Here is a 13,570-nt window from a genome sequence, read left to right as displayed (position 1 = left end):
GTTACCCGCGACAGGACGGAAAGACCCCGTGGAGCTTTACTGTAACCTGATATTGAATTCCGGTGCAGCCTGTACAGGATAGGTAGGAGCCTTGGATTCCGGAGCGCTAGCTTCGGATGAGGCGTTGGTGGGATACTACCCTGGCTGTATTGGACTTCTAACCCATGCCCCTTATCGGGGCAGGAGACAGTGTCAGGCGGGCAGTTTGACTGGGGCGGTCGCCTCCTAAAGAGTAACGGAGGCGCCCAAAGGTTCCCTCAGAATGGTTGGACATCATTCGTAGAGTGCAAAGGCATAAGGGAGCTTGACTGCGAGACCTACAAGTCGAGCAGGGTCGAAAGACGGGCTTAGTGATCCGGTGGTTCCGCATGGAAGGGCCATCGCTCAACGGATAAAAGCTACCCCGGGGATAACAGGCTTATCTCCCCCAAGAGTCCACATCGACGGGGAGGTTTGGCACCTCGATGTCGGCTCATCGCATCCTGGGGCTGTAGTCGGTCCCAAGGGTTGGGCTGTTCGCCCATTAAAGCGGTACGCGAGCTGGGTTCAGAACGTCGTGAGACAGTTCGGTCCCTATCCGTCGCGGGCGCAGGAAATTTGAGAGGAGCTGTCCTTAGTACGAGAGGACCGGGATGGACATACCTCTGGTGTACCAGTTGTCTTGCCAAAGGCATCGCTGGGTAGCTATGTATGGACGGGATAAATGCTGAAAGCATCTAAGCATGAAGCCCCCCTCGAGATGAGATTTCCCATTACGCAAGTAAGTAAGATCCCTCAAAGAAGATGAGGTTGATAGGTCTGGGGTGGAAGCACGGCGACGTGTGGAGCTGACGGATACTAATCGATCGAGGACTTAACCAATTTTGAAAAGGGCTTGATTACCCTGATTCGTGTAGCACAATGTCTGTTTTATTCAGTTTTGAGCGAACAAGCTCAAAGAGTCTGGTGACGATTGCGAAGAGGTCACACCCGTTCCCATCCCGAACACGGAAGTTAAGCTCTTCAGCGCCGATGGTAGTTGGGGGTTTCCCCCTGCGAGAGTAGGACGCCGCCGGGCGCAAGGTCATTGCCAATAGGTAATGGCTTTTTTTGTGTTTATTTTTAGAAATTTTGTTAGATATATATATCAAATAAATGAGTATCTATACGAACTAAGAGAATGCGCATTTAAATAGACAATCGAAGCTCTGAGAGTAGTAGAGCACCAACTAGGCCTAAGGAGGAAAATATCCCTAGCGCAATAGGGAATTCAAAGGGATTCTTTATTTTAACTTACATAGGTTAATTTGTAATTATACAAAAAAAGTAAGGATAATCGTATATATATACTCAAGCGCCTTGGTGGAGCCGAAAAGGACGACAAGCGACAGAGGAAGGCAGCTTAGGATCAGCGCGACACAGATGACACAATGTCGCAACAGCTCTGCATGCCCCCGTTGTGTAGGATCGGGAGCTAGGCGCTGGAGTATAGACACTACTCTAGGTGAAAAAGTTTATAATTTCTTGTCTTTCGAAAAAAGGGTGGTCTCAATTAGAAAAACGTCGCCTTTCCCCTCTCGTGTCTACATTACTAGGCATAGGGATAATAAGTTCGCATGCTGATGGTGGTTCGAAGCTCTTTCCTGTGAGGAGTTGGACGTCGCCGGTAGTAAGGTCATTGCCAATAGGTAATGACTTTTTTTGTCTTCCGGGAAATAATAAAATCTCGTACTATGGAGAAATGCTATCTAAGTTAAAGTATTGAATATGATATGAAAACAAAGCGCTAGCTTCTTACTGGGAAAGTCGGAGCTAAATGACTATAGGTGAAGCAGTTAGATTAATGGGTTTGAGCATAGCCAATGCGATAATGAAGGGTTTATTTACTTCAATTTATATAATAACGAAATTCCGTATATGTACAGGTCTTAATGTAAGTGAGTTATATATATGATCGATTTACGTGTTGAAATGATCGGTTGTGCATTGGTTATGATTGTTTAGGTATTGATATGATCGGTCGTGCAGCGGTTATGATTGTTTAGGTGTTGAAATGATCGGTCCTGCATTGGTTATGATCGGTTTACGTGTTGATATGATCGGTCGTGCAGCGGTTATGATTGTTTAGGTGTTGATATGATCGGTTGTGCAGTGGTTACGATTGTTTAGGTGTTGATATGATCGGTTGTGCAATGGTTATGATCGGTTTACGTGTTGATATGATCGGTCGTGCAGTGGTTATGATTGTTTAGGTATTGATATGATCGGCTGTGCAGTGGTTATGATTGTTTAGGTGTTGATATGATCGGTTGTGCAATGGTTATGATTGTTTAGATGTTGATATGATCGGTTGTGCAATGGTTATGATTGTTTAGGTGTTGATATGATCGGTTGTGCAGTGGTTATGATTGTTTAGATGTTGATATGATCGGTCCTGCATTGGTTATGATTGTTTAGGTATTGATATGATCGGCTGTGCAGTGGTTATGATTGTTTAGGTGTTGATATGATCGGTTGTGCAATGGTTATGATTGTTTAGATGTTGATATGATCGGTTGTGCAATGGTTATGATTGTTTAGGTGTTGATATGATCGGTTGTGCAGTGGTTATGATTGTTTAGGTGTTGATATGATCGGTTGTGCTCCTGATACGCTCGCTCGCCTATAATTTTAGCCATTATGATTGAACAATTAGCAACATAAGAATTGGTGTTAGATTATGGAAGTGGCGATTAGTATACCTAAATTCATCTTCGGATCCGAGCTACTTGTCCGTCTATTCTTAATAGCTTGAAATCATAGCCTAACAGCGATACGATAAGGGTCAAGCAATATTGAAAGGGGTGGTTATTTTGCAAATGGTGCTCATTATATTCGCGATTAATATCGTGTATGTTACATTTTTTACAGTGCGCATGATTCTAACGTTAAAAGGCTATAGATACATCGCTGCCGGACTTAGTGTAGTAGAAATCGTTATCTATGTTATCGGCCTTGGTTTAGTGCTTGATAACCTGAATGAAATACAGAACTTAGTAGCCTATGCAATCGGTTATGGTTGTGGAGTTATTATTGGGTCGAAGATTGAAGAGAAGATGGCGCTTGGCTATATTACTGTAAATGTAATTACGTCAGAGAAGAACTTGAAATTACCGAGTATACTGCGAGAAAAAGGATACGGAGTCACAGATTGGTCAGCGAATGGTCTTGATGGGGATCGGTCTGCTATGCAGATTCTTACCCCGCGTAAATATGAATTGAAACTTTACGTTACAATTAAAGAAATAGACCCAAAAGCATTTATTATTGCATACGAGGCGAAAATGATACATGGCGGTTTCTGGGTTAAGAGTGTGAGGAAAGGGAAGTTGTTCAAGTGAGTAAAAAGAAGACTATATGGTTTGATGTGGAAGCAGAAGAGACTATTGAGGACTGTTTGAAGAGAATGACTGCAGAAGGTTATACAGTTGCGGGACGAAAGGAAGAGCCGCTGTTTACTGAGGTGAATGGAGAATTTATTCCAGTACGGCAAGTTATCAAGTTCAAAGGTGTACTAAGAGAAGATGAAAATGCCTAAAAGGCGAACGTTATGGGATGGCGATATGTAATTGTTCGCCTTTTCTATTGACGAATGCTCGCGGTCTTGTTAAAATATAGAGAGTAAATAGAATCCCCATATATGCTGTGGAATTGGCCGCAGTGTTTCTACCAGGACACCGTAATGTCCGGACTATGCGGGAAAGCGACTTTCAGGAATTGTAGCGAAAGGTGTGTGGGTACCTATGGGTGCAATCATCTTAACGCATATTTCAACGTCCTCGAATGATCTGCTTTTCATGCATATGAAGAGTGGTTTGTTCGAGGACTTTTTAGTTTTGAAAAAGTTGGCTAGGCTTCAGGTGTCAGATGTTTTGGTCATGAGTTGCGTCTAAAGCGGCACCTAACGCTTTTCTTAAAAGGAGCGGATTATAAGTGGAACCGAAGATCGGTGTCATTATGGGAAGTAAAAGTGATTGGGAAACAATGAAACATACGTGTGACATTTTGGACGAACTAGAAGTCTCTTACGAGAAGAAAGTCGTCTCAGCACACCGCACACCTGATTTCATGTTTGAATATGCAGAACAAGCGCAAGATAAAGGTTTAGAGGTCATTATTGCAGGAGCTGGGGGAGCTGCACACCTCCCAGGGATGGTTGCAGCAAAAACATTGCTACCCGTTATTGGCATACCTGTTCAGTCAAAAGCGTTGAATGGAATGGATTCCTTATTATCCATTGTTCAAATGCCTGGAGGTGTTCCAGTGGCGACTATGGCAATTGGGAAAGCAGGCGCTGTGAACGCAGGTCTTCTTGCAGCACAAATGTTAGGTGTCCATGACAAGGCTCTAATGAAACGTATTGAAGAGCGCCGTAATAACATGCGTGATGCGGCGCTAGAAAGTAGCGGTGACTTACTATGAAAACAATTTTACCTGGACAAACGATAGGAATCATTGGCGGGGGACAGCTTGGTCGGATGATGGGGCTTGCCGCGAAGGAAGCGGGATTCAAAATTGCGGTGCTAGATCCTGTCATGGATTCACCGTGTGGTCAAATTGCTGATATCCGGATTGTTGCACCGTACAACGATGAGGTTGCACTCGAGGAACTAGGTGAAGTGAGTGACGTCATCACATATGAATTCGAAAACATTGATTATGAGGGATTGAAAAGGCTCACTCAAATCGCACACGTGCCGCAGGGCGCAGAACTTGTCCGAATCACACAGAACCGTATCAATGAAAAAGCAGAAATTACAGCATCGGGTGCACCTGTTGCAAACTATGTAGCGGCACAGACGTTTGAAGAGCTAACGTTGAAAATTGGAGAAATCGGCTACCCTTGTATCGTCAAGACTGCATTCGGTGGTTATGACGGCAAAGGGCAAGTGAAAATCGACTCTGAAAGTGATCTTCACGAAGCGGAATCACTCTTTGTTCATTCGGCATGTATTGCAGAAGCGTTCGTTCCGTTTACAAAAGAAATATCAGTGATCATTCAACGGAATGATAAAGGACAATCTTACTGTCTTCCAGTTGCTGAAAATATTCATAAAGACCATATACTGCATGAATCAATCGTTCCAGCACGGGTCCATGAAAAAGTCTTAGCCCAAGCCGAAGATGCAGCGAAGAAAATCGCAGATCATCTCAATCTTGTCGGGACATTGGCGGTTGAAATGTTCGTCTTAGAAAATGATGAAATTATTATTAATGAATTAGCACCACGTCCACATAACTCGGGTCATTATTCAATTGAGGCGTGTAACATTTCGCAGTTCCATCAGCATATCCGTGCTATTTGTGGCTGGCCACTTCGCAAGCCGATATTATGGCAATCTTCGATTATGGTGAATGTGCTCGGCGAACATGTAGCGCCACTGACGAAGATTGTTACGGATTATCCCGATTGGTCAATCCATCTATATGGCAAAGCCGAAGCGAAATTAAAGCGAAAAATGGGACATGTCACAATAATGACGGACAACATTGAAAAGACATTGGAAGACATTAATTCAACGGGAATTTGGTCTGAATAGAGGGGGATACTTATGATAAAGCGATACCCCAGTCCAGAAGTGGGCGTTGTGCGGTTAGAACAAAATAAGTGTTATACGAATTTCAAGCAGCTCCGTCTTGACTGAATAATTGACGGCAGCTTTTCAACATTTCAAAGTTTCAAAAAGAAACTTAATCTAATTCCATTTGGGAGGAAAAAAGACATGACGAAAGTAAACGTATACGTAACACTCCGTGAAAGTGTTGTTGATCCACAAGGGGTAGCAACTAAAGAAGCGCTTCAAACGATGGGTTATAAAGAGGTCGAAAACGTACGCATTGGGAAATTGATTGAGCTAGAATTAGACGAATCAGTTACAAATATCGATGCACGTGTCAAAGAAATGTGCGAAAAGCTTTTAGTCAATAAAGTTATTGAGGACTACCGATATGAAATCGGGGAGGTCGCGGGCAAATGAAGTTCGCTATACTTGTTTTCCCAGGATCGGGTTGCGACATCGACATGTATCATGCGGTAAATACCGTTCTGGGCAATAAAGCAGAATACATCTGGCATACAGAAGCGAATCTTGACGGTTATGACGCAGTACTTATTCCGAGTGGAGCATCGTACGGGGATTATCTGCGTGCGGGTGCACTAGCGCAAAGCTCACCAGCAATCGAGAGCTTGAAATCATTTGCTGCAACAGGGAAACCTGTTCTTGGTGTGGGTAACGGGTTCCAAATTCTCGCTGAAGCAGGCCTTTTACCAGGCGCTTTCTTGCGCAATAAAGGACTGAAATTCAGGTCTGGCAAAACGAAATTGACTGTCTTGAATACAGATTCTATATTTACGGCAGATTACGACAACGGGCAAGAAATCACAATTCCGTTTGCTCATGAATTCGGCAACTATTATGTTGATGAAAAAACAGTAGCAGAATTGAAAAGTACTAACCGTATCGTATTTACATATGCGGACGGTAATGCAGATGGCAGCACAGCGGACATCGCGGGTGTTTTAAACGAAAAAGGCAATGTGCTCGGCATGATGCCCCTTCCTGAACGTGCAGTTGAGGAAATCATCGGAGGAACAGATGGATTGCCTCTATTCAATTCAATCTTGAAAAGGTGGAGTGAAAATAATGTCAGCCAAGCATGAACCGAACGCACAACAAATTAAAGATGAACAATTATATCGCCAAATGGGAATGACAGATGAGGAATTCGAACGCGCAACAGAGATGTTAGGACGTCTTCCAAACTATACGGAAACGGGTTTATTCTCTGCATTGTGGTCTGAACATTGTTCGTATAAGAGCTCGAAACCAGTACTGCGTAAATTCCCAACTGATGGGCCGCGCGTTCTTCAAGGACCAGGAGAAGGAGCAGGAATCGTCGACATTGGTGACAATCAAGCTGCTGTATTCAAAATGGAGTCTCATAACTCACCATCTGCGATTGAACCGTTCATCGGTGCAGCAACAGGTGCGGGTGGGGTTCTGCGTGACGTATTTTCAATGGGTGCCCGCCCTGTAGCACTTGTAAACTCACTTCGTTTCGGCGATCTAACAGACGAACGTGACCGTTATTTATTCGAAGAAGCGGTTGCAGGGATTGCAAGTTACGGAAATGCGATTGGTATACCTACTATTGCTGGCGAAGTTCAGTTCGATAATTGTTATTCTAAACGTCCACTCGTCAATGCGATGGCTGTTGGTTTGTTAAATCATGAAGACATTCAAAAAGGGATCGCTTCCGGTATCGGTAATAGTGTGATGTATGCCGGTGCTACAACAGGACGTGACGGGATTCACGGTGCGACGATGTCTTCATCCGAAGTTAAAGATGGAGAACTTCCAGTGATGCAAGCTGGTGACCCGTTCCTGGAAAAACTTGTGATGGAAGCATGCCTTGAGCTTGTAAAATCAGATGCGTTAATTGGGATTCAAGATATGGGGGCAGCAGGACTTACTTCTTCTGCGGCTGAAATGGCATCAAAAGCAGGGTATGGTGTTGAGTTAAACCTTGACCTAGTACCACAACGTGAAGAAGGAATGACAGCATATGAAATGATGTTGTCAGAATCTCAAGAACGTATGCTAATCGTCGTGAAAAAAGGCCGTGAACAGGAAGTAACGGATTTATTTGCGAAATATAATGTCGAAGCGGTAACGATTGGTAAAGTAACAGATGATAAAATGCTGCGCCTGCTTCATAAAGGTGAAGTTGTCGCTGAAGTATCAGCTGATGCACTTGCTGAAGACGCACCGGTTTACCATAAGAAATCCGAGGAACCTGCTTATTTCAGAGAATTCCAAGCGATGGAAATGACAGAACCTGTCGTGACAGATTTGAATGAAACACTTAAAGACCTCTTGCAACGTCCAACGATTGCATCGAAAGAATGGGTCTATAATCAGTTCGATACACAAGCTAGGTCAAATACGGTCGTTGCTCCAGGTTCATCTGCAGGTGTCATTCGTGTCACTGGAACGAATAAAGGACTTGCGATGACATCTGATTGTAACTCGCGTTTCGTCTATCTTGATCCAGAAACAGGCGGGAAAATTGCCGTTGCTGAAGCAGCGCGTAATCTCATTTGTTCAGGCGCGGAACCAATTGCAATTACAGATTGCTTAAACTTTGGTAGTGCAGACAAGCCGGAAGTATTTTGGCAGCTTGAGAAATCAGCTGACGGAATTTCTGATGCATGCCGCAAGTTGAATGCTCCTGTAATAAGCGGGAACGTTTCCTTGTCTAATGAAGTAAATGGTGTTCCAATCTATCCAACACCAACGATTGGTATGGTTGGCCTTGTTCATGATTTATCACAAGTAACGACTACTGAATTTAAAAATGCAGGCGATGTCATCTATGTCATTGGCGAAGCATCACTTGATTTCGGCGGCAGTGAACTGCAACAAATGACGGAAGGGAAAATTTTCGGCCAAGCTCCGGCAATTGACCTTGAAGTTGAAGCAGCACGCCAGAAAGAACTTTTGACAGCGATCCAAGCAGGACTTGTTCAATCTGCAACTGATTTATCAGAAGGCGGATTTGCAGTAGCGCTTTGTGAAAAAGCATTCGGTACGGAAGGTCTTGGAGCAGGCGTTACAGTTTCAGGCTCTGCAGTAACAGCATTATTCAGTGAAACGCAATCACGTTTCCTTGTGACTGTAAAAGAAGAAAAAGCGGCAGATTTCGAAAAAACTGTAGCAGATGCGATTAAGATCGGTGTAGTTACGGATAGTAACCGTATCGTTATTAACGGTGAAGACGGTACGTTAATCGACGGGACGGTGGATGAACTCCGTTCTGCTTGGAAAGGGGCTATCCAATGCTTGCTGAACTCAGAGGCTTAAACGAAGAGTGCGGTGTGTTTGGCATTTGGGGTCATGAAGACGCGGCGCAGATCAGTTATTATGGTCTGCACGCGTTACAACACCGGGGACAAGAAGGAGCCGGTATCGTTACGAAGGAAGGCAAAAAGTTTCATGTGATTAAAGGCGAAGGTCTTGTCAATGAAGTGTTTTCTGGTAATGAGATCAATGATTTAAAAGGAAATGCAGCAATTGGGCAAGTGCGTTATTCTACAGAGAACGGTCGCGGAATCGAAAATGTTCAGCCGCTCGTTTTCCGTTCAACAACTGGAAGTCTTTCGGTCGCTCACAATGGTAACATTGTGAATGCGGTCGAACTACGCGAGCATCTTGAACGTCAAGGTAGTATTTTTCAAACGAATTCTGATACAGAAGTGCTAGCACATTTAATTAAGAAAAGCAGCGGTTCTTTAACACAGCGTGATCGTGTGAAAAAAGCATTGTCGATGTTAAAAGGTGCTTTTGCGTTTGTCATCTTGACGGATGACGGATTAATGGTTGCGCAGGATCCGAATGGTTTGCGTCCATTATCCCTTGGGAAACTGGGAGATGCTTGGGTCGTAGCCTCTGAGACATGTGCGTTCGATCTTATTGGCGCAGAATGGGTTCGTTCGGTAGAGCCGGGAGAACTCATCATTATTAATGATAAAGGTCTTCAGTCGGACCGTTTTGCGAAAGCTGCGGACTCGGCTATGTGCTCGATGGAATATGTCTATTTCGCACGCCCTGATTCGGATATTGATGGTATTAATATTCATTCAGCACGGAAGCGTTGCGGCAAACGACTTGCACGTGAAGTGCATATCGAAGCAGACGTCGTCACAGGTGTACCGGATTCAAGTATCTCAGCGGCTATTGGGTTTTCTGAGGAAAGTGGAATTCCATATGAGTTAGGGCTGATCAAAAGTCGTTATGTCGGGCGAACGTTCATTCAACCAACACAGGAGATGCGTGAAAGAGGCGTGAAGATGAAACTTTCTCCAGTGCGTCAAGTTGTGAACGGTAAAAGAGTCGTCATGGTGGATGATTCGATTGTTCGCGGCACCACGTCTAAAAGGATTGTCAATCTGTTGAAAGAAGCCGGTGCGACGGAAGTTCACGTTGTGATTGCGTCTCCACCGCTTGTCAGTCCGTGTTTTTATGGTGTAGATATCAGTACGGATTCAGAATTGATAGCAACAAATAGGACGGTTGATGAAATCCGAGAGCTTATCGGTGCAGATTCACTGACGTTCCTGTCTGCTGAGGGAATGGTCGAAGCCATTGGACGTCCCGATAAAACAAAGAACTGTGGACAATGCCTTGCATGCTTTACAGGAGAATATCCTACAGAAATCTATTCAGATACAGTGTTGCCACATAAGAAAGAAATTGTTTGATAGGGGGACTTTTACATGTCGAAGGCTTATGAAAACGCAGGTGTAAATATCGAAGCTGGTTACGAGTCAGTTGAACGGATGAAGTCACATGTTGCGCGAACTGCGCGTAAAGGTGTTACAGGAACGTTCGGCGGTTTTGGTGGCATGTTCGATCTATCCGCACTTAACTACAAAGAACCGGTACTTATTTCCGGTACAGACGGTGTTGGTACAAAGTTGAAACTGGCGTTCATGGCAGATAAGCATGACACGATTGGTATTGACTGTGTCGCTATGTGTGTCAATGATATTGTCGCGCAGGGCGCAGAACCTCTTTACTTCCTTGATTACATCGCGCTTGGCAAAGCCGTTCCTGAAAAGGTAGAAGCGATTGTTAAAGGAATCGCAGATGGTTGTGTTCAATCTGGTGCAGCATTAATTGGTGGAGAAACGGCTGAGATGCCAGGACTTTACGAAGTCGATGAGTATGACCTTGCAGGATTTGCAGTTGGAGCATGTGAAAAGAGTAAAGTTGTAACGGGTGAAAAAGTTGTTGCTGGAGACGTTCTTGTCGGTATCGCTTCAAGCGGTATTCATTCGAACGGTTATTCACTCGTCCGTAAAATTGTAATTGAAGATCAGGGCTGTGAAATTGACGGTGTGATTGCTGGATACGAAGATCTTGGAACAGTTGGAAACGCACTTCTTACACCGACGAAAATTTATGCGAAACCTGTTCTTCAAATGCATAACGAACTCGACGTCCATTCAATGGGCCATATTACGGGCGGCGGCTTCTACGAAAACTTACCGCGTATGTTGGTAGATGGGTTCGGAGCGGAAATTGACCTTGGTTCATGGCCAGTACTTCCAGTATTCAAAATGCTGAAAGAAAAAGGCGAACTGTTGGATAAAGATCTATACAGCGTATTCAATATGGGTATCGGTTTTGTAGTTGCGCTTTCTGAAGAACAAGCGAATGCTGCCCTTAAAATTGCAGCTGAGCACGGGGAAGAAGCATTCATTATTGGACGTGTAATTGAAGGCGATGGCGTCACATTTACAGGGACACATGACGGAAGTCTTGCCGAATGAATCTAAAAGTGAAGATTGCCGTTTTCGCATCCGGAAGCGGCAGTAATTTTGCAGCAATTGAACAAGCATGTAGCGCAGGTGAATTGAATGCTGAAATCGTCCTGATGGTGACAAATAAGCCGGAAGCATTTGTTGTTGAACGTGCTGACAAAGTGAGTATTCCAGTTGCAGCAATACGTCCAAAAGATTTCGAAACGAAAGATGCGTACGAAGAAGCAATTCTTCATGCACTTCGAGAATCCGGGGCGGAATGGCTAGTTCTTGCAGGTTATATGCGTCTTGTTGGGCCGGTCCTATTGATGGCTTATCCTTCTCGCATAGTCAATATTCATCCATCACTACTGCCTTCGTTTCCTGGAAAAGATGCGATTGGACAAGCGGTTGCGCATGGCGTGAAGGTGACGGGTGTTACCGTTCATCTTGTGGATGAAGGAATGGATACAGGACAAATTCTTGCACAGTGTGCAGTCGATGTTGTCAGTGGAGATGAAGATAAAACAGCCGAAGCGATTCATGCTGTTGAACACGGTTTATATAAAGATACGTTAAACGAACTTTTTAGCCGGTAATGATCAAGGCTTGGGCCGGCAGGAAGCAGGTCATGCAGTCGTTGCGACAGGAAGTCGCGATTTTAGACTGCTATCCTAACATACTAATTGGAGGGTTTTATTCGTGAAAAAACGTGCATTGCTTAGCGTGTCAGACAAAAACGGTATTTTGGAATTTGCAAAAGAATTGGAAAGTCTCGGTTATGAACTGTTATCAACAGGCGGTACAATGAAACATCTTGCAGACAATGGCGTCGCAGTAACAGCAGTCGATGCAGTAACCGGATTCCCTGAAATTATGGAAGGCCGCGTTAAAACGCTCAACCCAATGATTCACGGAGGACTTCTTGCGAAACAAGACAATCCCTCTCATATCTTACAAATGGAAGAGCATGGCATCCAGCCGATTGACGTTGTTTGTGTTAACTTGTATCCGTTTAAAGAAACGATTTCAAAGCCGGACGTAACCAATGATGATGCAATTGAAAATATCGATATTGGTGGACCAGCGATGCTTCGTGCTTCAGCGAAAAACCATGCATACGTCACAGTTATCGTAGATGCAACAGATTACGATCAAGTGCTTACCGAGATCAAAGCAGATGGCAAAACGACACTTGAAACGCGCAGACGTCTTGCAGCAAAAGTTTTCCGTCATACAGCAGCATACGATGCACTTATTGCCGGTTTCTTGACTGACCTTACAGGCGAAGAATTCCCTGAGCAGGTTACGTATACATATGAACTAAAACAACCGCTTCGTTATGGAGAAAATCCACACCAAAAAGCAGCTTTCTACAGCCGTCCACTTGGTTCTGATTTCTCAATTGCGTACGCGAAACAATTACATGGCAAAGAACTTTCGTATAACAATATCCAAGATGCGAATGCGGCTATCCAAATCATTAAAGAATTTGATAAAGCAGCTGCAGTAGCGGTAAAACATATGAATCCATGTGGTGTTGGAACAGGCAAAACAATTTTCGAAGCGTTCAATAAAGCATATGAAGCAGACTCGAAGTCTATCTTTGGCGGTATAATTGCATTGAACCGTGAAGTTGATGCTGCAACTGCTGAAAAGTTATCGGGTATCTTCCTAGAAATTATCATCGCACCTGCATTCACAGAAGAAGCAGTTGAAATCTTGACGAAGAAGAAAAATATTCGCTTGATGACAATTTCGTTTGATCAAAACAAAAAAGACAAATGGAATACAGTTTCTGTTGAAGGTGGATTGCTTATTCAAGAGCCGGATGCATACGGATTTGCGGATGCAGACATTCGCGTTGCGACTGACCGTCAGCCAACTGAAGCTGAATGGGAAGCGATGAAACTTGGTTGGGCTGTTGTTAAACATGTGAAGTCCAATGCAATTGTCGTGACTGATGACAATATGACACTCGGCGTTGGTGCAGGACAGATGAACCGTGTTGGAGCAGCGAATATCGCGCTAACACAAGCAGGCGAACGCGCTAAAGGTGCAGCGCTTGCATCTGATGCATTCTTCCCAATGGACGATACAGTCGAAGCTGCAGCGAAAGCGGGTATTACGGCAATTATTCAACCAGGCGGATCAGTGAAAGATGAAGATTCGATTAAAAAAGCTAACGAATACGGTATTACGATGGTGTTTACAGGCGTACGTCATTTCAAACATTAAGGAGTAGAT

At 44.1% G+C, this 13,570-nt stretch carries 11 protein-coding genes, 2 rRNA genes and 1 riboswitch (1 of these 14 only partly in view); all 13 genes read left to right on the top strand.

Going from position 1 to position 13,570, the window contains the following annotated elements; genetic code table 11:
- A 23S ribosomal RNA gene (locus MKZ26_RS11805) occupies window positions 1-861 on the top strand (it extends 2,071 nt beyond the left edge of the window).
- A gap of 80 nt (window positions 862-941) precedes the next feature.
- Window positions 942-1,057: ribosomal RNA gene (gene rrf, locus MKZ26_RS11800) — 5S ribosomal RNA — on the top strand.
- Between the two features lie 1,780 nt (window positions 1,058-2,837).
- A complete protein-coding gene (locus tag MKZ26_RS11795) occupies window positions 2,838-3,359 on the top strand; it encodes a DUF2179 domain-containing protein (protein ID WP_156476136.1) in 522 nt (173 codons plus the stop codon).
- A complete protein-coding gene (locus MKZ26_RS11790; RefSeq protein ID WP_340766312.1) occupies window positions 3,356-3,556 on the top strand; it encodes an NETI motif-containing protein in 201 nt (66 codons plus the stop codon). Before MKZ26_RS11795 ends, MKZ26_RS11790 begins: the two co-directional genes overlap by 4 nt.
- Before the next feature lie 76 nt (window positions 3,557-3,632).
- Window positions 3,633-3,732: riboswitch (purine riboswitch) on the top strand.
- A gap of 219 nt (window positions 3,733-3,951) precedes the next feature.
- On the top strand, window positions 3,952-4,440 hold the full coding sequence (gene purE, locus MKZ26_RS11785; RefSeq protein WP_340766311.1) for a 5-(carboxyamino)imidazole ribonucleotide mutase: 489 nt from the start codon (window positions 3,952-3,954) through the stop codon (window positions 4,438-4,440).
- Window positions 4,437-5,558, top strand: coding sequence for a 5-(carboxyamino)imidazole ribonucleotide synthase (gene purK / locus MKZ26_RS11780; RefSeq protein WP_340766310.1), 1,122 nt, complete (start codon window positions 4,437-4,439; stop codon window positions 5,556-5,558). The genes purE and purK overlap by 4 nt, the downstream gene beginning before the upstream one ends.
- A 183-nt stretch (window positions 5,559-5,741) precedes the next feature.
- Window positions 5,742-5,996, top strand: coding sequence for a phosphoribosylformylglycinamidine synthase subunit PurS (gene purS / locus MKZ26_RS11775; RefSeq protein WP_067205578.1), 255 nt, complete (start codon window positions 5,742-5,744; stop codon window positions 5,994-5,996).
- A complete protein-coding gene (purQ, locus tag MKZ26_RS11770; RefSeq protein WP_340766309.1) occupies window positions 5,993-6,679 on the top strand; it encodes a phosphoribosylformylglycinamidine synthase subunit PurQ in 687 nt (228 codons plus the stop codon). The genes purS and purQ overlap by 4 nt, the downstream gene beginning before the upstream one ends.
- Complete coding sequence (gene purL / locus MKZ26_RS11765) at window positions 6,663-8,882, top strand: phosphoribosylformylglycinamidine synthase subunit PurL (RefSeq protein ID WP_340766308.1); 2,220 nt, start codon at window positions 6,663-6,665, stop codon at window positions 8,880-8,882. The genes purQ and purL overlap by 17 nt, the downstream gene beginning before the upstream one ends.
- Complete coding sequence (gene purF, locus MKZ26_RS11760) at window positions 8,858-10,279, top strand: amidophosphoribosyltransferase (protein ID WP_340766307.1); 1,422 nt, start codon at window positions 8,858-8,860, stop codon at window positions 10,277-10,279. The genes purL and purF overlap by 25 nt, the downstream gene beginning before the upstream one ends.
- A gap of 15 nt (window positions 10,280-10,294) precedes the next feature.
- On the top strand, window positions 10,295-11,353 hold the full coding sequence (gene purM, locus MKZ26_RS11755) for a phosphoribosylformylglycinamidine cyclo-ligase (protein ID WP_340766306.1): 1,059 nt from the start codon (window positions 10,295-10,297) through the stop codon (window positions 11,351-11,353).
- Window positions 11,350-11,922 carry a phosphoribosylglycinamide formyltransferase gene (purN, locus tag MKZ26_RS11750; RefSeq protein ID WP_340766305.1) on the top strand — a complete coding sequence of 191 codons (573 nt, stop codon included), beginning with the start codon at window positions 11,350-11,352 and terminating at the stop codon, window positions 11,920-11,922. Before purM ends, purN begins: the two co-directional genes overlap by 4 nt.
- Before the next feature lie 103 nt (window positions 11,923-12,025).
- The gene (purH, locus tag MKZ26_RS11745; protein ID WP_340766304.1) at window positions 12,026-13,561 is read left to right on the top strand and encodes a bifunctional phosphoribosylaminoimidazolecarboxamide formyltransferase/IMP cyclohydrolase; all 1,536 of its coding nucleotides are present in this window, start codon (window positions 12,026-12,028) and stop codon (window positions 13,559-13,561) included.
- Window positions 13,562-13,570: the final 9 nt, after the last annotated feature.

This window comes from Sporosarcina sp. FSL K6-6792, from assembly GCF_038004885.1.
GTDB classification, from domain to species: domain Bacteria; phylum Bacillota; class Bacilli; order Bacillales_A; family Planococcaceae; genus Sporosarcina; species Sporosarcina psychrophila.
The sequence above is the reverse complement of the archived record's forward strand: the minus strand, read 5'-3'. Positions and strand labels throughout refer to the sequence as shown.